Origin of the sequence: Candidatus Pantoea formicae (assembly GCF_011752625.1) — a bacterium.
Taxonomy (GTDB): Bacteria; Pseudomonadota; Gammaproteobacteria; order Enterobacterales; family Enterobacteriaceae; genus Pantoea; species Pantoea formicae.
This window is the reverse complement of record NZ_VWXD01000019.1, coordinates 40,454-59,451: the sequence shown is the minus strand read 5'-3', so window position 1 is coordinate 59,451 and position 18,998 is coordinate 40,454. Positions and strand designations below refer to the sequence as shown.

The window sequence follows — 18,998 nt, the reverse complement described above, 5'->3', positions numbered from 1 at the left end:
CGTTAGCGAAATTCTTCTGCTGATCAGGCGTTCTTCAACATCCAGTCAATTTCAGTGGCGGTGATAAGCCGCTCGAACTGCATCAACTCGTTCTGTTTGCAGCTATGCCACACCCCGCTGAAGTGTTCACCCAGCAGTTTTTGCAGAGGATAGCTGTTTTCAAACTCATAAAGCGCATCACTCTGTCGCACCGGCAAAGGCAGCCCTTCAGCCTCATGACCGTTGCCCTGCACCGGGTGCGGTAAGGGTAGCTGATTATCCAGACCGTGCAAAATTCCGGCAAGAATTGTTGACACCACCAGGTAAGGATTTGCGTCTGCACCCGCCACCCGGTACTCAACACGATGATTATCGATATCGCCGCAAGGGATACGTAATGCCACCGTGCGATTATTGTGTCCCCAAGAGGCTTGCAGCGGCACATAGGCTTCCGGCAGGAAGCGGCGATAGGCGTTGACGTTCGGGGCTAACAGCGCCATGGATGCCGGCATCAAGTCAATCATCCCCGCCAGCGCACGTTTGAGTAGCGGTGAGTCGCTACCATCGTCCAGCGAGAAAGCGTTGTGATCGGCGGCGTCCAACATGCTGACGTGAACATGCATGCCGCTACCCGCGTATTCTTCATAAGGTTTCGCCATGAAGGTCGCGGTCATGCCATGATTTTCAGCCACCTGACGTACCAAGCGCTTCAGTAAGATGCCGTGGTCGCAGGCTTTTAATACGTCGCGAGTATGATGCAGGTTGATTTCAAACTGGCCTGGCGAAGCTTCCGCCAGTGCGCCGTCGGCTGGGATGCCCTGCTGTCGAGCAAGATCGTCAATATCACGCAGAACATCAGCAAAGTGATCGAGATTATCTACTGAATAAACCTGACTTTGCATGTTGCGCTCGTCACTGCCTGGCGCACACGGCGGCTGGATGTACCCTTCCGCATCGCGCTTTTTATCGACCAGATAGAACTCCAGCTCTACCGCTACCACCGGGAATAGCCCTCGATTGCGCAGCTGCTGCCACAAGCGATTAAGGACATTGCGGGGTTCAACGTCAAAGGGAGTGCCATCTTGGTTACACATGGTGAGCAGCAACTGCGCAATGCGTTCAGGATCGGCGGCTGAGGGAATTAAGGTGCCGGGAATCGGCATACAGAGATTGTCGGGTTCGCCCAGGGACTGTCCGAGTCCGGCTTCTTCGACGGTATTACCGAGGATATCCATGGCGAAAACCGAGGCCGGGAAATAACACCCTTTTTCCAGTTTTGCTAATGCAGAGACGGGAATGCGCTTACCGCGAAATACCCCATTTAAATCATTCAGAAGAATATCGACATACTGCGTTTCAGAATGGCGTTCCAGCCAGGTTTTTACCTCCAGCTGGAACGCGCTTGTTCGCTTCTCTTCACTGTGCCGCGTGAAGTCTTCTACTTCTACGAGGTTCGTCATGTTCCCACCCGCCCTTTACCGTTTAGTATTGGTTCGCGCAATGCTCAAAATAACAGCCACTCTTCTAACATAGCTCTAACGCAAAAAGTGTGCAAATGTAACAAATCTGTTGGAAGAACGAACAGACGGTTGCTAGATTGACAATATATTGCACACTTTTTAGGCCAGACGCGCAAAAACGGTGAAAATATTGAACAGCAACGTGGAGACGTTATGGGCATTATTTTTGACAAACCCTTGATTGGCGTGGTGATGTGCCAAAACCACATCGGCAGCCATCTCGGACAAACGGTTCACAATAAGTATCTTGATGCCATCGTCCTTTCTGGTGGCGTGCCCTTGCCTTTGCCGCATCAACTGATGCTTGCCCCTCATCTATTAGAAAACAGTATGACGCTGCTGGACGGCATTTTACTGACCGGTAGCCCCAGCAATATCGAACCCTGGCATTACGGCGAAGAGGGTAAAGAAGAACATGCCGATCCGGCACGCGATCGCCTTGCTTTTGGTTTAATCACCCACGCGATTGGCAAAAAGATGCCAATCTTTGGCATCTGTCGCGGGCTACAAGAGTTAGTGGTGGCAAATGGTGGTGCCTTATATCGCCAGTTGCACATGACACATCTGTTTCAGGAACACCGTGAGGATGATTCGCTCTCGCTGGAAAGGCAATATGCCGCGGTGCATGACGTCCAACCTGAACCTGAGGGATTGCTGAGCCAGGTTCTGGGCAGCGCTGACGCCTTTGCGGTGAACTCGTTGCATGGACAAGGGATTCGTGAGCCCGGTCCACAGCTGCGTGTAGAAGCACGTGCGCCAGATGGTCTGATTGAAGCGGTCAGTTTGCGCCAACACCCGTTTGCCCTGGCAGTGCAGTGGCACCCGGAATGGCATTCCGATCGCGATCCGGTCTCGCAACGCCTGTTCGGGGCCTTTATTAACGCTGCTGTCTGTTATCACAAGGAAAAACAGCCATGAATGATGCCACTCTGGCGCCCGGACGGCGGTTATCGCAAATCCGGCAGGAGATGGGATTGTCTCAGCGTCGCGTCGCTGAGTTGTCAGGATTAACGCACAGCGCCATCAGTACCATTGAGCAGGACAAAGTCAGCCCGGCGCTCAGTACCCTGCAGAAACTACTGAAAGTGTATGGCTTGTCGCTATCCGAATTCTTCTCGGAACCGAAAGTGAACCGGTCGCCACGAGTGATCGTGCGGCCGGAAGAGTGTGTCGAGATTGGCAGCCTCGGCGTCTCGCTGCAACTGGTCGATAATGGCGCCGAAAAACGCACCTTAGCTATGTTGCTGGAGCGCTATGAGCCCGGTGCCAGCACCGGTGAGAAGTTGCGCCATCCCGGTGAGGAGACTGGCACCGTTCTGGAAGGGGAAATCACCTTGGTGGTGAACGGTCAGAGCTATCACCTTTATTGCGGTGAAAGCTACGTGATCGATACCGGTTTGCCCCACAGTTTTACCAATACGTCCGATCAGCCGTGTCGCATTATCAGTGCGCATACGCCGGCGAATTTCTGAAGTCACGCGATTAAAGGAGGGTCTAATGCAACATGTGGGAAGTTATTACGCGGCATCAGCGAATGCGCATGAACCCTGGCCGGAACTGCAGGAATCCATTCAATGCGACGTTTGTATTATCGGTGGGGGGTTCACCGGACTCTCCTCCGCATTGTTTTTGACAGAGGCCGGTTATGACGTGGTGGTGCTGGAAGCGGCAAAGATCGGCTTTGGTGCCAGCGGACGTAACGGCGGCCAGGTGGTCAATTCTTACAGCCGCGATGTGGATGTGATTGAGCAACGCTACGGCAAAGACGTGGCCAAAATGCTCGGCAGCATGATGTTCGAAGGTGCCGAGATTATTCGCGATCGTATCGATCGTTACGCCATCGCCTGCGATTATCGTCCTGGAGGGATTTTTGCTGCGCTTAACCAGCGTCAAATGGGCCATCTGCGCAGCCAGAAAACCAACTGGGCGCGCTATGGCAATCACGATTTAGAGCTATTGGACGAACGCGGTATCCGACGTGAAATAGCCACGGACCGTTATGTCGGTGGTCTACTGGATAAACGTGGTGGGCATCTGCATCCGTTGAATTTAGCCTTAGGCGAGGCCGAAGCCATTCGTCGTCACGGCGGACGTATTTATGAGCAGTCAGCCGCGCTAGATGTAAAGTACGGTACACCCCATCGCGTGAAAACCGCCAAAGGCGAAGTCAGTGCCACCTTTGTGATTTTTGCCGGTAATGCTTACTTACCCGCGCAACTTGAGCCGCGCCTCAGCCGCAAAAGCATGCCGTGCGGTTCACAAATTATCACCACAGAACCCTTGAGTCGTGACCAGGCGTTAGGGCTACTTCCGAACAATCACTGTGTTGAAGATTGTAATTACCTGCTGGATTATTTCCGTCTGACCGCCGATAACCGCCTGCTGTACGGCGGTGGCGTAGTGTATGGCGCGCGTGAACCGGATGATATCGAAGCGTTGATCCGTCCCAAGCTGTTGCGCACTTTCCCTCAGTTGAAGGATGTGAAGATCAGCCATCGCTGGAGCGGTAACTTCCTGCTTACGCTGTCTCGTATGCCGCAATTTGGTCAGATCGAGAAAAATGCCTTCTTTATGCAGGGAGATAGCGGGCACGGTGTGACCTGCACGCACCTGTCTGGGAAGTTGATCGCTGAGGTGTTGCGCGGGCAGGCAGAGCGCTTTGATGCCTTTGCCAAGCTGCCGCACTTGCCGTTTCCGGGTGGCAGAAGGTTTAAAGTGCCACTGACGGCGATGGGTGCGGTGTGGTACGCATTGCGGGATCGGTTGGGGGTTTGATGCTCTCAAGTTGCCATAAATGGCGCAATGTGGCTCACTTAAGCTAATGAGTGTGTATTTAACACGGTGCGCATGAATGCGCACCCTACGATAAACACACCAAACAATGTAGGGTCGCCATTCATGGCGACCGAAACGCAGCTAATTCAAAAGCATTACGCCAGTAATGGCGACCTTACAGTTGAGAAACGCGAGCTTTCGGAGCTGAGCGTTTATGCGCACAAGAAGTAAATTCTTACTCCAATGGCATCTTCATCGGGTCATCGTAGCTGTACTCAAACCCCAGCTCATTACAGATCTTCGAACCATCGACCACTTTCCCAGCAGACCGCTCCGGCTCAGCAACAAACGTCGGTGCCACCAGCCCCAGCTGCTTCGACACAAAAGGATAAAAATCATCGCGCGACGGATGTTTCGACGCACACAAGTTATAGACTCGCCCACCTCTAGGGGATTGCAGCAGCAACACAATGGCCTCGACCACATCATCGAGATGCACCAGATTGACGGCATGTCCGCCATTGTCCAACCCCGTTTTGCCTGCCAGGAAACGACCCGGATGCCGATTCGGGCCGACTAATCCCGCCAGACGCACGATATCCACGCTGGTACCGGGCAGGTCGTGCAACCAGTTTTCCAGCTCCACCAGCGTCTTACCGGCCACACTCTCGGGTTGCAGCGCACTGCTCTCTTTCATTACGCCCGAACCGGTGCCGTACACCGACGACGAGCTGGTAAAAATGATGCGCGGCACTTTATGCGCTAATGCCGTATCCACCACGTTCTGCACCGCCTGCATGTAATCTTCACCGCCTTGAACCGTGCGGCTGGCAGGTAACGTCACCACCAGCGCGTCCACCGCCATCAGCGTAGCTAACTCATCAGCTTCACATTCAATCTCAGGTGTTAGCACCAGTTGGAATGCCTCAATACCGCAGCGGCGTGCGGCATCCACTCCATCGGGGGAAGTCTTGCTGCCAGTCACCTGCCAGCCACGTGCCGTTAACGCCATCGCCAGCGGCATACCTAGCCATCCCAGACCTACTATCGCGACTTTTTTCATACGGACTCCTGCTTTACGGCGCTAAGACACTTCATCTTAGACTCACAGGGTTTGGCAAACCAGCGCAAACTGTTGCGGAAGGTTCCGAGAACTGACGTTAAAAAAGGGTTGCCAAGTGCCGCCATCTTCGTTAGGTTAATCAGCACGCAAATGAATACTCATTCAGCAACGGAATTTACTATGACACGCGTTCAGTTCAACCACCATCATCACCATCATCCTGACTAGTCTTTCAGGCGATGTGTGCTGGGAGACGATTAGGATCTTCCAGTGGTGCGAACGCAAAGAGAGCCCCCGGAAGATCATCTTCCGGGGGTTTTTTTATGGGCGAACGCAACCCAACTGAGTTCAGACAGGATTGAATAAGAGGACAGGAACCATGTTAGATAACACCCGTTTACGCATAGCTATGCAGAAATCTGGCCGTTTAAGCGATGAATCACGCGAATTGCTGGCACGCTGCGGTATTAAAATTAACCTTCAGCAGCAGCGTCTGATTGCGTTTGCGGAGAACATGCCTATCGATATCCTGCGTGTGCGTGATGACGATATTCCAGGCCTGGTAATGGATGGCGTGGTTGACCTGGGCATCGTCGGTGAGAACGTGCTGGAAGAAGAGCTGCTGGACCGTCGCGCACAAGGCGAAGACCCGCGCTACTTCACGCTGCGTCGCCTCGATTTCGGCGGTTGCCGCCTGTCACTGGCGATGCCGGTTGATGAAGAGTACACCGGACCGCAATGCCTGCAGAACTCACGTATCGCCACCTCTTACCCACACCTGCTGAAGAAGTATCTTGATAAACAAGGTGTTGCTTTCAAATCCTGTCTGTTAAACGGCTCTGTTGAAGTCGCGCCACGTGCGGGCCTGGCCGATGCGATTTGTGACTTGGTTTCAACCGGTGCCACCCTGGAAGCCAACGGCTTGCGCGAAGTTGAGGTGATCTATCGCTCGAAAGCGGTACTGATTCAGCGTGACGGCGAACTGCCGGCGGCCAAGCAAGAGCTGGTCGATAAAATGATGATGCGTATTCAAGGCGTGATTAAAGCGCGTGAATCCAAGTACATCATGCTGCACGCACCAAGCGAGCGTCTGGAAGAAGTGATTGCCCTGCTGCCAGGCGCGGAGCGCCCAACCGTGCTGCCGTTGGCAGGTGATGTCAGCCGCGTAGCAATGCACATGGTGAGCAGTGAAACGCTGTTCTGGGAAACCATGGAAAAACTCAAAGCGCTGGGTGCCAGCTCAATCCTCGTACTGCCAATCGAAAAAATGTTGGAGTAACAGCATGAGCACAATCATGACCCCGATTGACTGGCAACAGTGTGATGAACAGCAGCAGCAAGCGCTGCTGATGCGCCCGGCGATTTCCGCTTCGGCGAGCATCAGCGAAATCGTGCGCGATGTGCTGACCAAAGTGAAAGAACAAGGTGATGAGGCATTGCGCGAGTTCAGTGCACGCTTCGATAAAGCGCAGGTGAAAAACCTGCGCGTGACGCCAGAAGAGATGCAAGCGGCCAGCGACCGTCTGAGTGACTCACTCAAGCAGGCGATGGCGGTGGCGGTGGGGAATATCGAGACCTTCCACAACGCGCAGATTTTGCCTGCCGTGGATATCGAGACCCAGCCTGGCGTGCGCTGCCAGCAGATCACCCGTCCGGTGAAGTCTGTTGGCCTCTACATTCCAGGTGGCTCTGCCCCACTCTTCTCCACAGTCTTGATGCTGGCAACGCCAGCACGTATCGCCGGTTGTGGTCGCGTGGTGCTCTGTTCACCTCCACCGATTGCCGATGAGATTCTGTATGCGGCACAGCTATGCGGCGTAAAAGAAGTGTTTCAGGTAGGCGGTGCGCAAGCGATTGCTTCGCTGGCCTTCGGGACGGAAACGGTGCCCAAAGTGGACAAAATCTTTGGCCCAGGCAATGCCTACGTGACCGAGGCGAAACGTCAGGTGAGCCAGCGTTTAGATGGTGCCGCGATTGATATGCCTGCTGGTCCATCTGAAGTGTTGGTGATTGCTGATGAAGGTGCCACGCCAGCGTTTGTCGCTTCAGACCTGTTGTCGCAAGCGGAGCACGGCCCGGATTCACAGGTGATTCTATTAACTCCTTCGCTGAAACTGGCAGAAGGCGTGGCATTGGCAGTCGAGGAGCAGCTGGCGCAGTTGCCACGTGCGGCTACGGCACGCCAGGCACTGGAAAGTAGCCGTCTGATTGTGCTGCGCGATCTGGCGCAGTGTGTGGAAATTTCTAACCTGTATGGCCCGGAGCACCTGATCATCCAGACGCGCCAGCCGCGTGATCTGGTCGATAAGATCACCAGTGCCGGTTCTGTGTTCCTCGGCGATTGGTCACCGGAATCGGCGGGAGATTATGCTTCTGGTACCAACCATGTGTTGCCGACGTATGGCTATACCGCAACCTGTTCCAGCCTTGGCCTGGCCGATTTTCAGAAGCGCATGACGGTGCAAGAGTTGACGCCGCAAGGCTTCCTCAATCTGGCTGCCACCATCGAAACCCTGGCTGCTGCTGAGCAGTTAGAAGCCCACAAAAACGCCGTTACCCTGCGTGTTGCCGCGCTGAAGGAGCAAGCATGAGCATTGAAGATTTAGCCCGCGCCAATGTGCGCGCGTTGACGCCGTATCAATCTGCGCGTCGTTTAGGGGGTAATGGTGATGTATGGCTGAACGCCAACGAATTTCCACTGCCGGTGCCGTTTGAGCTGTCACAGCAAACGCTAAACCGCTACCCGGAATGCCAGCCTAAACTTGTTATTGAGCGTTATGCGGCTTATGCCGGTTTATCGCCGGAGCAAGTGATTGTCAGTCGTGGTGCCGATGAAGGTATCGAACTGCTGATGCGTGCCTTTTGCGAGCCAGGCAAAGATGCGATTCTGTTTTGCCCACCAACCTACGGCATGTACAGCGTGAGCGCGGAGACTATCGGTATTGAGTACCGTACCGTGGCGGCATTGAATGACTGGCAGCTGAATTTGCCCGCTATCGCTGAGCAGTTGGACGGCGTAAAAGTGGTCTACATGTGCAGCCCGAACAATCCAACCGGCAACTTGATCAATCAAGACGATATCCGCAAACTGCTGGAGATGACCGCCGGTAAAGCGCTGCTGGTCGCCGATGAAGCCTATATCGAGTTCTGCCCAGAAGCGACCCTGGCCGGCTGGCTGAAAGATTACCCGCACCTGGTGATTCTGCGTACCTTGTCGAAAGCCTTTGCCCTCGCAGGCTTACGCTGTGGTTTCACGCTAGCAAACAAGCCCGTCATTGACCTGCTGATGAAAGTGATTGCCCCTTACCCGCTGGCCACACCGGTTGCGGATGTGGCAGGACAGGCGCTGAGCGAAGAAGGCATTGCCCTGATGCGTCAGCACGTCGCTGAGCTCAACGCCAATCGCGCCTGGCTGTTTGAACAACTGCCACAGCTGAGCGTGGTGCAGCAAGTATTCCCAAGCGAAACCAACTACATTCTGGCGCGCTTCACGGATTCGCCAAAAGTATTTAAAACGCTGTGGGATCAAGGCATTATTCTGCGCGACCAAAATAAAAACCCCGGCCTTGCGGGATGCCTGCGCATCTCCATCGGCACCCGTAAAGAGTGCGAGCGCCTGCTCGCCGCACTGCAAGCCTTATCAGTGGAGTAAGCATGAGCCAGAAGACCCTATTTATTGACCGCGACGGTACCATCATCTCTGAGCCACCAACCGATTTTCAGGTGGATCGCATGGAAAAGCTGGCGTTTGAAAAGAATGCCATTCCTGCGCTGCTGGCCCTGCAAAATGCCGGTTATCAGCTGGTGATGATCACCAATCAGGATGGCTTAGGCACCGACAGCTTCCCGCAGGCTGATTTTGATGGCCCACACAACCTGATGATGCAGATCCTGACTTCGCAGGGCATCAACTTCAGTGACATCTTGATCTGCCCACATATGCCCGATGACCACTGCGATTGCCGCAAGCCGAAAACCAAAATGGTAGAAGCCTGGCTGGCCCAAGGCGCACTGGACACCGCAAACAGCTATGTGATCGGCGACCGCCTCACCGATATTCAGCTGGCCGAGAATATGGGTATTCAGGGTCTGCGCTATGGTAAGGAAGGGATCGATTGGGATGCGATTCAAACGCAACTGACCAAACGTGACCGCCATGCGCTGGTACAACGTGATACCAAAGAGACACAGATCAAAGTGGAAGTGTGGCTGGACCGTGAAGGCGGCAGCAAGATCAACACTGGCGTCGGCTTCTTTGATCACATGCTGGATCAGATCGCCGTACACGGCGGCTTCCGCATGAACATTGATGTGAAAGGCGATCTCTATATCGACGATCACCACACCGTGGAAGATACCGGTCTGGCGCTCGGTGAAGCCCTGCTGAAAGCACTGGGCGACAAACGTGGCATCGGTCGTTTCGGCTTCGTGCTGCCGATGGACGAGTGCCTGGCGCGCTGCGCGCTGGATATCTCTGGCCGACCGCACATCGAATTCAAAGCCGAGTTCAGCTACCAGCGCGTTGGCGATCTCAGCACCGAGATGGTTGAGCACTTCTTCAGCTCTCTCTCCTACGCCATGATGAGCACCCTGCACCTGAAAACCAAAGGTAAGAACGACCATCATCGCGTGGAAAGCCTGTTTAAAGCCTTTGGCCGCACGCTGCGCCAGGCGATTCGCGTGGAAGGCAACACCCTGCCGAGTTCGAAAGGAGTGCTGTGATGAATGTGGTGATTCTCGATACCGGGTGCGCCAACCTTTCCTCGGTGAAGTGGGCGATTGAGCGCCTCGGCTACACGCCAGAGGTGAGCCGCGATCCGGATGTGGTGCTGCGTGCCGATAAGCTGTTACTGCCGGGGGTGGGCACCGCACAAGCCGCCATGAATCAACTGCAGGAGCGCGACCTGATCGATCTGATCAAAGCCTGTACCCAACCGGTGCTGGGTATTTGTCTTGGCATGCAGTTGCTGGGTCGCGGGAGCGATGAGAACGGTGGCGTCAGCACCCTTGGTATTCTCGATGAGCCGGTTTCCCTGATGGATACCCAAGGTTTGCCCTTACCGCATATGGGCTGGAACCAGATCACATCGCAAGCCGGCAATCATCTGTTCCGCAATATCCCAGACGGCAGCTATTTCTATTTTGTGCACAGCTACGCCATGCCGGTGAATGCCAATACCATCGCCCAGTGCGATTACGGCCACCCGTTCACCGCTGCGTTGCAGAAAGATAACTTCTTCGGCGTGCAGTTCCACCCGGAGCGTTCTGGCAAAGCAGGCGCACAGTTGCTGAAAAACTTCCTGGAGATGTGATGATTATTCCCGCATTAGATTTAATCGACGGCAAAGTGGTGCGACTGCATCAGGGCGACTACGGCCAACAGCGCGACTATGGTAGCGATCCGCTGCCGCGTCTGCAGGATTACGAACGCCAGGGTGCAGAAGTGCTGCATCTGGTGGATTTAACCGGTGCTAAAGATCCGGCCAAGCGCCAGATTCCTCTGCTGACTACCCTGCTGCGCGGTGTGAATGTGCCGGTACAAGTCGGTGGCGGCATCCGCAATCGTGATGACGTCGCAGCATTACTGGCTGCTGGCGCGACCCGTGTGGTGGTCGGCTCCACAGCAGTAAAGCAGCCGGAAGAAGTGAAAAGTTGGTTTGATGAGTTCGGCGCGGATGCCATTGTACTGGCACTGGATGTCCGTATTGATGCCAACAATCGCAAAGAAGTGGCGATCAGCGGCTGGCAGGAAGCGGCAGGTGTGACACTGGAAGAGGTGATCGGCTGGTATCAACCGGTTGGCCTGAAGCACGTGTTGTGCACTGATATCTCACGTGATGGCACCCTGAGCGGCTCCAACGTTGAGCTGTATAAAGAAGTCTCCACCGCCTTCCCGGATATCACTTTCCAGTCTTCTGGCGGCATCGGCTCGCTGGATGACATCGCTGCCTTACGCGGCAGTGGCGCACTGGGTGTGATTGTCGGTCGTGCCTTATTGGAAGATAAATTCACCGTAGCGGAGGCGATTGCATGCTGGCAAAACGGATAATTCCTTGTCTCGACGTACGTGACGGGCAAGTGGTGAAAGGCGTCCAATTCCGTAATCACGAAATCATCGGCGATATCGTGCCTTTAGCGCAGCGCTATGCGCAAGAAGGGGCTGACGAGCTGGTGTTCTACGATATCACCGCCTCTTCCGATGGCCGCGTGGTAGATAAAAGCTGGGTATCTCGCGTAGCGGAAGTGATCGACATTCCGTTCTGCGTGGCGGGCGGTATCAAGAGTGAGGAGGATGCGGCGCGCATTTTGCAGTTCGGCGCAGACAAGATCTCCATCAACTCTCCGGCGCTGGCTGACCCAACGCTGATTACCCGCCTGGCCGATCGCTTTGGCGTGCAGTGCATCGTGGTCGGCATTGATACCTGGTTCGATGAAGCGACTGGCAAGTATCACGTTAACCAGTACACCGGCGACGAGTCACGTACGCGCGTCACCACCTGGGAAACCCTCGATTGGGTGCAGGAAGTGCAGGAGCTAGGTGCGGGCGAAATCGTACTGAACATGATGAACCAAGACGGCGTGCGTAACGGCTATGATCTGGTACAGCTGAAGAAAGTGCGTGATGTCTGTAAAGTGCCTCTAATTGCTTCGGGCGGTGCCGGAACCATGCCACACTTCCTTGAAGCCTTCGAGCAGGCTAACGTGGATGGCGCCTTGGCCGCTTCAGTGTTTCACAAACAAATTATCAATATCGGCGAGTTGAAAAACTTCCTGATCGACAACGGTGTGGAGATTCGCGCGTGTTAACTGCAGAACAACTGGCCAAACTGGATTGGGCCAAGACCGCGGGCATGATGCCTGTTATCGTCCAGCACAACGTCTCTGGCGAAGTGTTGATGCACGGTTATATGAACGAGGAAGCGCTGCAAAAGACGCTGGCGGAAGGCAACGTCACCTTCTTCTCTCGCACCAAAAACCGCTTGTGGACCAAGGGCGAAACTTCCGGCCACTTCCTGCAAGTGACAAGCATCACGCCGGATTGTGACAACGACACCCTGCTGGTGCTGGCTAACCCGATTGGGCCAACCTGCCACTTAGGTACGTCTAGCTGCTTCTCACCGGCGGCACCAGATTGGGCATTCCTGTATCAGTTGGAACAGCTACTGGCTTCGCGTAAGAGCGCCGATCCTGAGAGTTCATACACCGCGAAACTGTATGCCAGCGGCACCAAGCGCATCGCACAGAAAGTGGGTGAAGAAGGCGTGGAAACCGCGTTGGCTGCCACGGTCAATGACCGTCATGAGCTGACCAATGAAGCGTCTGACTTGCTGTACCACCTGATGGTATTGCTGCAGGATCAAGACCTGGATTTGAGCACTATCATTAACAATCTGCGCGCGCGTCATAAATAATGGGTTGTGCAATTAGCTGCTCAAAATTGGCTTCAAAGGCTGATTTTGAGCAGTATGTTTCTCAAAATAACGCCATGAATCTCATCGCTTCAAATTTGTGCGAGCTTAGAGGCTCAGAAACACATACTGCACCCAACTCGTAGCGGAGCCATTTATTGCGCTTTTTAAGGACGGATTCTCCATGACCACTCATGAAAAACTGATCGCTCTCCTCGACCAGCACCACGCCCGCTATCGTCTGATGGAGCATGAAGCAACGGGTAAGTGTGAAGCCGTCGCCGCGATCCGTGGTACGGAAGTGGGACAAGGTGCTAAGGCGCTGGTGTGCCATGTGAAAGGTAACGGTATCAAGCAGCACGTGCTGGCGATATTGCCCGCTGACCAACAAGCAGACCTGAGCAAAGTGGCAGAAGCGGTGGGTGGACGTCGCGCTTCTTTGGCTTCTCCAGCAGAAGTGGACGCGTTAACCGGCTGTGTGTTCGGTGCGATTCCGCCTTTCAGTTTTCACCCCGATCTGAAGTTGGTGGTGGACCCTTTGCTGTTTGAACGTTACGAAGAGATTGCCTTTAACGCGGGCCTGCTTGAGAAGTCGGTGGTGCTGAAGGTGGACGATTATCGTGCACTTCATAGTGGTAACGTTGTGAAAATAATCTGTTAATTGCCATAACCAACAGTGATCGGTACTCTGCGTCATTCCACATCACGAATAAAGAAGACCGATATTATGGCAAGTTCTCGTTTTACTGCCCGCCTGCGCCAGACGCTGGCGCTGGCTGTACTGGCAGGTTGCGCATTTGGCGCGCAGGCAAAGATTGATCAGGTACGCTTCGCTGTTGACCCCACCTATCCTCCTTTCGAATCCAAAACACCACAAGGCAAGCTGGTTGGTTTTGATATCGACTTGGGTAATGCCCTGTGCGAGCAGATGCAAGCCAAATGCGTCTGGGTTGAGAGCCAGTTTGACGGCATGATCCCTGCATTGAAGGCGCGTAAGTTCGACGCCATTCTTTCAGATATGGGTATCACTGAAGAACGCCTGAAGCAGATTGACTTCACCGTGCCATTGTACGACACCAAAACTCAGTTAATTGCGCGTAAAGGCTCTGGCCTGCTGCCTACCGCTGAATCTTTGAAAGGGAAAACAGTGGGTGTTGAGCAGGGAACCGTGCAGGAACGCTATGCGCTGGCAAAATGGCAGCCACACGGCGTGAATGTGGTGCCATACGGCGACCAGGCTCAGGTTGAGAGTGATTTAATTTCTGGCCGTTTAGATGTGGTGTTCACCGATGCGGCTCAGGCAGCAAATGGCTTCCTGAAGCAGCCGCAGGGCAAAGATTTCGAACTGGCTGGCCCGATTGTTGAAGATCCCATTATCGGTCCAGGTACCGCGATTGGTCTGCGTAAAGGCGATGCCGAGTTGAAAACCGCACTGGATAATGCATTTGCTGAAATCCAAAAGAACGGCACCTTCGATAAGATCCAGAAGAAGTATTTTGCAACGGATGTTTCCATCCCGCATTAAAGCTTTTTGTCGGGGCGGCCTAGAGGCCGCCCAATAAATAGGTTCTACCAGCCAGCTGATAGAATTTATGGCATCTTTCCCCGCTCATTTTCTCAGCAGAACTATAATTCCATTCAATAAATTAATCAGGTACGACGCTTATCGTGCCGTGGATACAGGACATCGACAGTATTATGCAACAACAACATCATCCTCTGTTAAGTGCCTCCCTCGGCACACAGCGTGAAATCGTCAGCTTCCATTTCGGTACGGATTCACAGCAGCGAGTCTACATTCAGGCGGCACTTCACGGCGATGAGTTACCGGGTATGGCAGTGGCGTGGTTTTTGAAACAAAAACTGCTGGCGCTCGAATCAGCTGGACAACTCAAATCAAAAATCACACTAGTGCCAGTCGCCAATCCTCTCGCTATGGGACAGCACTGGCACGGCAGCCATTTGGGCCGTTTTCATACCCTATCAGGACAGGATTTTAATCGTCGCTTTCCCGCACTGGGAGAAACACTGGCTGCCGAACTGGCCGGTTCACTGACGCAAAGCGAATACGAAAACAAGCGACTGATCCGAGATGCTATAGACCGTCATTACCGCGACCGCATTGCTAAAACCGAACTGGAAGCACAGCGTTTCACGCTGATGCGGATGGCGAGCCAGGCAGACTTAATGATTGACCTGCACTGTGACTGGGATGCACTACCACACCTCTACACAACCCCTCACGCCTGGCAGGAGATTGAACCGCTTGCTCGCTGGCTGGGCAGTGAAGTTCAGCTGCTGGCGCAAATCTCTGGTGGCGAGCCGTTTGATGAGGCCTGCTGCGAGCCTTGGCTGACGCTAGCTGAGCGATTTGGTAGTGAGTACCCGATGCCACGTGGATTGCTGCCAGTGACACTGGAGTTACGTGGGGTTGCAGATGTTTCTCCTGAACAGGCGGAGAAGGATGCGGATGCAATTATTAATGCGTTGATTGAGGGCGGCTATATCGCCGGAGAGGTGGCTGAATCCCCTGCCCTGATTAATCCGGCGACACCTTTGGCGGGCTGTGAGTATATTCATGCTCCGCACTCTGGGTTGCTGTTGAACCGCCGCGAGTTGGGCGAGTGGATCAAGCCGGGTGAAGTAGTGGCGGAGATTGTGGACCCGATAACCGATCAGGTGACGCCGCTGGTGGCGGAGTTTGGTGGAGTGCTGTATGCACGGAATTTGATGAAGTTTGCTACGGCGGGGATGCTGGTAGTGCGGCTGGCGGGGGAAAATGCGGGAAGAGAGGGAGAGTTGTTAGTGGTGTAAAAAGTTGAGGCTTCCCGAAGGAAGCCTCACTGCTATTAGTCCAGCCATTCGGTGTGGAATACACCGTCTTTATCAATGCGCTTGTAAGTATGCGCACCGAAGTAGTCACGCTGAGCCTGAATCAGGTTAGCTGGCAGAACTTCTGAACGATAGCTGTCGTAATAAGCGATGGCTGCCGAGAAGGTCGGCGTCGGGATACCGTTCTGAATCGCGTAAGAAACAACATCACGCAGCGCCTGCTGGTATTCGTCAGCAATGTTTTTGAAGTATGGATCCAGCAGCAAGTTTGCGATGTCCGCGTTGCTTGCGTAAGCATCGGTGATCTTCTGCAAGAACTGAGCACGGATGATGCAGCCAGCACGGAAGATCTTCGCGATTTCACCGTAGTGCAGGTCCCAGTTGTTCTCTTCTGAAGCTGCACGCAACTGAGAGAAGCCCTGAGCATAAGAAACGATTTTGCCCAGATACAGTGCGCGACGCACTTTCTCAACAAACTCAGTTTTATCACCGGTAAAGGCTCTAGCCTGCGGACCGCTCAGTACTTTAGAAGCGGCAACACGCTGAGATTTCAGTGAAGAGAGGTAACGAGCAAACACGGATTCGGTAATCAGAGACAGCGGCTCGCCGAGATCCAGTGAGCTCTGGCTGGTCCATTTACCGGTACCTTTGTTCGCTGCTTCGTCCAAAATCACATCGACCAGGTACTTACCATCTTCATCTTTCTTGGTGAAGATATCTTTAGTGATGTCGATCAGGTAGCTGCTCAGCTCACCGTTGTTCCAGTCAGTGAAGGTTTTAGCCAGCTCTTCGTTGTTCAGACCCAGCGCACCTTTCAGCAGCGCATAGGCTTCAGCAATCAGCTGCATGTCACCATATTCGATACCGTTGTGCACCATCTTGACATAGTGGCCAGCGCCATTTGGTCCGATGTAAGCAACGCAAGCTTCGCCATCTTCTGCACGCGCGGCAATTTTATCCAGAATCGGCGCTACCAGTTCATACGCTTCTTTCTGACCACCAGGCATGATGGAAGGACCTTTCAGCGCACCCTCTTCACCGCCAGAAACGCCAGTACCAATGAAGTTGAAGCCTTGATCAGACAGTTCTTTGTTACGGCGAATGGTGTCTTTATAGAAGGTGTTACCGCCGTCGATCAGAATGTCGCCTTTGTCGAGATGCGGAGTCAGGGAAGCGATAGTTTTATCAGTCGCCTCGCCAGCCTGCACCATCAGCAGAATACGGCGTGGTTTTTCCAGTGATTCAACAAACTCTTCAACCGTATAAAAAGGAGCCAATTTCTTGCCAGGATTCTCTGCGATGACTTCATCGGTCTTTTCGCGAGAACGGTTGAAGATAGAAACAGTGTAACCGCGGCTCTCAATGTTAAGAGCCAAATTGCGGCCCATCACTGCCATACCTACAACGCCGATTTGTTGCTTGGACATTTTTTACTCCTGTCTGGGTATAAAAACTTGAATGGCTTTAGCCGTATAAAAGGGCAATTCCGTAAACATTACCAATGACTTCGCTATTGTACATCACCAATGATGCTAATCATCCCTTAAAATCCAAAATTATCAATCCGCGTGATTAATAAAAATCACCTCGCATTTTTAGCATTAGTGGTCTGCGGTTGATGCGAAAACAGGCTAATGTTTCAGCTAGGAACATTAATTATATTACTTCTTCGGAAGCGCAGATAAACAGCGTGCATTTAGCGTTTCTCGCTCTTTATCAATCAGCCAGCCCCACTTATTAAAATATTTGACTGCTGACGTTAAATGATAAAGAAGGAATTTAATATCACGGTACGAACGTCGCTGGGACTCATGCACTACCGTTGAAGAGGGACAATATTCAACAGGCAAGTTAGCGCTACATACGCGACGGCTTAAATCCACATCCTCCATATAAAGGAAATAGCGTTCATCAAAACCGCCAATGATGTTAAGCGCATCACTGCTGATGAGCATAAAGCAGCCCGAGAGCGACGGCGCGAAGAAGGGACGATTATAGTCTGCGTGATGCAGTTCGTAGTCCCGATTCATGTTTTGCGAAAGCGAAGCACCAAAGCGGCGCATAAACAATTGCCAAGGGGTAGGCAAAATTTTGCAGCCATGTTGTAAGCTACCATCCGGGTAGATAACTTTTGGTATGGTCAATCCGCTTTGACGCTCGCGACAATAGCTATAGAGCTCATCTACTTGTCCGCTTAAAAACGAGATATCAGGGTTACAAATCAGAACGTATTCACAACGTTGCCCATATTGTTCAAAAACTGCATTATGACCACTACCAAAACCACGATTTATAGCTAATCTTATGATCTCAATTTTGGGGTGAATAAGTTCTTTCAACCACTCACAATGGTTTCCATTATCAACAATGCAAACTTTATCGATGCAGTTTTCATTTACGAGCGAAGTAAGGGTTTTGTCAATATCGGAAAGTAGATGTCGATATAGAACCAAAGAAGCAATAATTTTCACTGCATCACCAGATAATTACATACGATTAAATATTATATGAGATAAAGTGGTTAACGTACCTACTAATTGTTGATGATAGACACCAGACTTTATAAGTAGATAAAGACGTTCAATTATCGAACGATCTCTAATTGAAGAAAATTCGTAAAGCGTTTTGCGATTTTCATCAGTCATTAACGTTTCGATTTCTTTCATCATAGCGATATTCGTATCATTCCAAATCATTTTACGTCGCTGGTGAGCATGAATGTAATTAGTTAGACGTGTCATAAAAGACATACCATTACCAATAAGATTATTATCATGCTGGCGATATAAAACAGTGGGGCAAGAATCATAATAAACTTTCCCACCAACTCCCGTGACAGCAAGATATAATGCCCAGTCATGAATCACCATCGCCCCTCCACCCACACGCGTTAATAGGTCACGAGCTTTATTATTGAAAACCATGCTATTTCCACTGGCAATATTTTGAAGCAATGCATTCTGAAACGACGGAGGTCTAGAATATTCTGGAGAAAATCCAATAGGTTTTCCTGCAACATCAATCAATTGAGTTCGACTACAATATAATGCAGGAATAGAATCGCTCACATTATCAAGCCATTCTACAGCGGCTTGTAATTTATGCTTTGGCCAAACGTCATCTTGGTCTGAAAAAGCGTAATACTTTGCATGAATATTATTGTTATTAATAAGTGACATAAAATTATTGCACACGCCACTCATTGGTCCTTTTAAAATATTAACCGGATTGGTAGTATTTACGGAGAAAAAATGAAGTTTTTTCAGAGTATCGTCATCTGAATGATCATCAGATACCCATAAAGACCAGTTTTTATGTGTCTGTGCAAGATAAGATGCTAATTGCTGATCAATAAATTGGCCGCCATTATACGTGCACAGTAAAATGGCTATAGATGATTCTTCATGATTACGCATAGGC

20 protein-coding genes and 1 other annotated feature are annotated in these 18,998 nt (G+C 52.3%); of the genes, 15 read left to right on the top strand and 5 right to left on the bottom strand.

The features are described 5' to 3' along the window. Positions 1 to 23: 23 nt before the first annotated feature. Complete coding sequence (locus F3J38_RS26760) at positions 24 to 1,439, bottom strand: glutamine synthetase family protein (RefSeq protein ID WP_167144267.1); 1,416 nt, start codon at positions 1,437 to 1,439, stop codon at positions 24 to 26. A 213-nt stretch (positions 1,440 to 1,652) separates the two neighbouring features. Between F3J38_RS26760 and puuD the strand changes: the two genes are divergently transcribed. From puuD to F3J38_RS26745, 3 genes are read left to right on the top strand one after another with little or no spacing between them, the layout of a single operon-like run. Next, positions 1,653 to 2,417 carry a gamma-glutamyl-gamma-aminobutyrate hydrolase gene (puuD, locus tag F3J38_RS26755; protein ID WP_167144265.1) on the top strand — a complete coding sequence of 255 codons (765 nt, stop codon included), beginning with the start codon at positions 1,653 to 1,655 and terminating at the stop codon, positions 2,415 to 2,417. Continuing rightward, on the top strand, positions 2,414 to 2,971 hold the full coding sequence (puuR, locus tag F3J38_RS26750) for an HTH-type transcriptional regulator PuuR (protein WP_167144263.1): 558 nt from the start codon (positions 2,414 to 2,416) through the stop codon (positions 2,969 to 2,971). The genes puuD and puuR overlap by 4 nt, the downstream gene beginning before the upstream one ends. Before the next feature lie 25 nt (positions 2,972 to 2,996). Further along, positions 2,997 to 4,274, top strand: coding sequence for an NAD(P)/FAD-dependent oxidoreductase (locus F3J38_RS26745; protein ID WP_167144261.1), 1,278 nt, complete (start codon positions 2,997 to 2,999; stop codon positions 4,272 to 4,274). Positions 4,275 to 4,509: 235 nt separating this feature from the next. Here the strand turns inward: F3J38_RS26745 and F3J38_RS26740 are convergent, their stop codons facing one another. Further along, positions 4,510 to 5,337: an SDR family oxidoreductase gene (locus F3J38_RS26740; protein WP_167144259.1), complete on the bottom strand. Its 828-nt coding sequence runs from the start codon at positions 5,335 to 5,337 to the stop codon at positions 4,510 to 4,512. A gap of 180 nt (positions 5,338 to 5,517) precedes the next feature. Between F3J38_RS26740 and hisL the strand changes: the two genes are divergently transcribed. The 12 genes from hisL (at position 5,518) to F3J38_RS26680 (ending at position 15,560) form a co-directional block, all read left to right on the top strand. Beyond that, positions 5,518 to 5,565, top strand: coding sequence for a his operon leader peptide (gene hisL / locus F3J38_RS26735; RefSeq protein ID WP_100396937.1), 48 nt, complete (start codon positions 5,518 to 5,520; stop codon positions 5,563 to 5,565). Next, positions 5,541 to 5,662 (top strand) — a sequence feature (His leader region). (Overlaps the previous gene by 25 nt.) Positions 5,663 to 5,716: 54 nt before the next feature. Next, positions 5,717 to 6,616, top strand: coding sequence for an ATP phosphoribosyltransferase (hisG, locus tag F3J38_RS26730; protein ID WP_167144257.1), 900 nt, complete (start codon positions 5,717 to 5,719; stop codon positions 6,614 to 6,616). A gap of 4 nt (positions 6,617 to 6,620) precedes the next feature. Next, the gene (gene hisD / locus F3J38_RS26725; protein ID WP_167144255.1) at positions 6,621 to 7,928 is read left to right on the top strand and encodes a histidinol dehydrogenase; all 1,308 of its coding nucleotides are present in this window, start codon (positions 6,621 to 6,623) and stop codon (positions 7,926 to 7,928) included. Continuing rightward, on the top strand, positions 7,925 to 8,989 hold the full coding sequence (gene hisC, locus F3J38_RS26720; protein ID WP_167144253.1) for a histidinol-phosphate transaminase: 1,065 nt from the start codon (positions 7,925 to 7,927) through the stop codon (positions 8,987 to 8,989). Before hisD ends, hisC begins: the two co-directional genes overlap by 4 nt. A gap of 2 nt (positions 8,990 to 8,991) precedes the next feature. Further along, the gene (hisB, locus tag F3J38_RS26715; RefSeq protein WP_167144251.1) at positions 8,992 to 10,059 is read left to right on the top strand and encodes a bifunctional histidinol-phosphatase/imidazoleglycerol-phosphate dehydratase HisB; all 1,068 of its coding nucleotides are present in this window, start codon (positions 8,992 to 8,994) and stop codon (positions 10,057 to 10,059) included. After that, complete coding sequence (hisH, locus tag F3J38_RS26710; RefSeq protein ID WP_167144249.1) at positions 10,059 to 10,649, top strand: imidazole glycerol phosphate synthase subunit HisH; 591 nt, start codon at positions 10,059 to 10,061, stop codon at positions 10,647 to 10,649. The genes hisB and hisH overlap by 1 nt, the downstream gene beginning before the upstream one ends. After that, the gene (gene hisA, locus F3J38_RS26705; protein WP_167144247.1) at positions 10,649 to 11,386 is read left to right on the top strand and encodes a 1-(5-phosphoribosyl)-5-[(5-phosphoribosylamino)methylideneamino]imidazole-4-carboxamide isomerase; all 738 of its coding nucleotides are present in this window, start codon (positions 10,649 to 10,651) and stop codon (positions 11,384 to 11,386) included. Before hisH ends, hisA begins: the two co-directional genes overlap by 1 nt. Beyond that, on the top strand, positions 11,368 to 12,144 hold the full coding sequence (gene hisF, locus F3J38_RS26700; protein WP_167144245.1) for an imidazole glycerol phosphate synthase subunit HisF: 777 nt from the start codon (positions 11,368 to 11,370) through the stop codon (positions 12,142 to 12,144). Before hisA ends, hisF begins: the two co-directional genes overlap by 19 nt. After that, positions 12,138 to 12,749, top strand: coding sequence for a bifunctional phosphoribosyl-AMP cyclohydrolase/phosphoribosyl-ATP diphosphatase HisIE (hisIE, locus tag F3J38_RS26695; protein WP_167144243.1), 612 nt, complete (start codon positions 12,138 to 12,140; stop codon positions 12,747 to 12,749). The genes hisF and hisIE overlap by 7 nt, the downstream gene beginning before the upstream one ends. A 181-nt stretch (positions 12,750 to 12,930) precedes the next feature. Continuing rightward, entirely contained in the window at positions 12,931 to 13,407 is a 477-nt protein-coding gene (locus tag F3J38_RS26690) for a YbaK/prolyl-tRNA synthetase associated domain-containing protein (protein ID WP_167144241.1), read from the top strand. Between the two features lie 66 nt (positions 13,408 to 13,473). Beyond that, positions 13,474 to 14,271, top strand: coding sequence for an ABC transporter substrate-binding protein (locus F3J38_RS26685; protein ID WP_167144239.1), 798 nt, complete (start codon positions 13,474 to 13,476; stop codon positions 14,269 to 14,271). Positions 14,272 to 14,444: 173 nt separating this feature from the next. Then, positions 14,445 to 15,560, top strand: a complete 1,116-nt coding sequence (locus F3J38_RS26680) for a succinylglutamate desuccinylase/aspartoacylase family protein (RefSeq protein WP_167144238.1) — start codon at positions 14,445 to 14,447, stop codon at positions 15,558 to 15,560. A 35-nt stretch (positions 15,561 to 15,595) separates the two neighbouring features. Here F3J38_RS26680 and gnd read toward each other — a convergent pair whose 3' ends face one another. The 3 genes from gnd to F3J38_RS26665 all read right to left on the bottom strand — a co-directional run bounded on the left by gnd (position 15,596) and on the right by F3J38_RS26665 (position 18,994). After that, complete coding sequence (gene gnd / locus F3J38_RS26675; protein WP_167144236.1) at positions 15,596 to 17,005, bottom strand: NADP-dependent phosphogluconate dehydrogenase; 1,410 nt, start codon at positions 17,003 to 17,005, stop codon at positions 15,596 to 15,598. Between the two features lie 234 nt (positions 17,006 to 17,239). Then, the gene (locus tag F3J38_RS26670; protein WP_167144234.1) at positions 17,240 to 18,049 is read right to left on the bottom strand and encodes a glycosyltransferase; all 810 of its coding nucleotides are present in this window, start codon (positions 18,047 to 18,049) and stop codon (positions 17,240 to 17,242) included. 15 nt (positions 18,050 to 18,064) lie between these two features. Further along, positions 18,065 to 18,994, bottom strand: a complete 930-nt coding sequence (locus F3J38_RS26665) for a glycosyltransferase (RefSeq protein ID WP_167144232.1) — start codon at positions 18,992 to 18,994, stop codon at positions 18,065 to 18,067. Positions 18,995 to 18,998 lie beyond the last annotated feature (4 nt).

What these genes read in the sequence shown, in the direction of transcription:
- F3J38_RS26760 (WP_167144267.1), bottom strand. Translation starts at nt 1,439, where the DNA reads ATGACGAACCTCGTAGAAGTAGAAGACTTCACGCGGCACAGTGAAGAG.
- puuD (WP_167144265.1), top strand. Translation starts at nt 1,653, where the DNA reads ATGGGCATTATTTTTGACAAACCCTTGATTGGCGTGGTGATGTGCCAA.
- puuR (WP_167144263.1), top strand. Translation starts at nt 2,414, where the DNA reads ATGAATGATGCCACTCTGGCGCCCGGACGGCGGTTATCGCAAATCCGG.
- F3J38_RS26745 (WP_167144261.1), top strand. Translation starts at nt 2,997, where the DNA reads ATGCAACATGTGGGAAGTTATTACGCGGCATCAGCGAATGCGCATGAA.
- F3J38_RS26740 (WP_167144259.1), bottom strand. Translation starts at nt 5,337, where the DNA reads ATGAAAAAAGTCGCGATAGTAGGTCTGGGATGGCTAGGTATGCCGCTG.
- hisG (WP_167144257.1), top strand. Translation starts at nt 5,717, where the DNA reads ATGTTAGATAACACCCGTTTACGCATAGCTATGCAGAAATCTGGCCGT.
- hisD (WP_167144255.1), top strand. Translation starts at nt 6,621, where the DNA reads ATGAGCACAATCATGACCCCGATTGACTGGCAACAGTGTGATGAACAG.
- hisC (WP_167144253.1), top strand. Translation starts at nt 7,925, where the DNA reads ATGAGCATTGAAGATTTAGCCCGCGCCAATGTGCGCGCGTTGACGCCG.
- hisB (WP_167144251.1), top strand. Translation starts at nt 8,992, where the DNA reads ATGAGCCAGAAGACCCTATTTATTGACCGCGACGGTACCATCATCTCT.
- hisH (WP_167144249.1), top strand. Translation starts at nt 10,059, where the DNA reads ATGAATGTGGTGATTCTCGATACCGGGTGCGCCAACCTTTCCTCGGTG.
- hisA (WP_167144247.1), top strand. Translation starts at nt 10,649, where the DNA reads ATGATTATTCCCGCATTAGATTTAATCGACGGCAAAGTGGTGCGACTG.
- hisF (WP_167144245.1), top strand. Translation starts at nt 11,368, where the DNA reads ATGCTGGCAAAACGGATAATTCCTTGTCTCGACGTACGTGACGGGCAA.
- F3J38_RS26690 (WP_167144241.1), top strand. Translation starts at nt 12,931, where the DNA reads ATGACCACTCATGAAAAACTGATCGCTCTCCTCGACCAGCACCACGCC.
- F3J38_RS26685 (WP_167144239.1), top strand. Translation starts at nt 13,474, where the DNA reads ATGGCAAGTTCTCGTTTTACTGCCCGCCTGCGCCAGACGCTGGCGCTG.
- F3J38_RS26680 (WP_167144238.1), top strand. Translation starts at nt 14,445, where the DNA reads ATGCAACAACAACATCATCCTCTGTTAAGTGCCTCCCTCGGCACACAG.
- gnd (WP_167144236.1), bottom strand. Translation starts at nt 17,005, where the DNA reads ATGTCCAAGCAACAAATCGGCGTTGTAGGTATGGCAGTGATGGGCCGC.
- F3J38_RS26665 (WP_167144232.1), bottom strand. Translation starts at nt 18,994, where the DNA reads ATGCGTAATCATGAAGAATCATCTATAGCCATTTTACTGTGCACGTAT.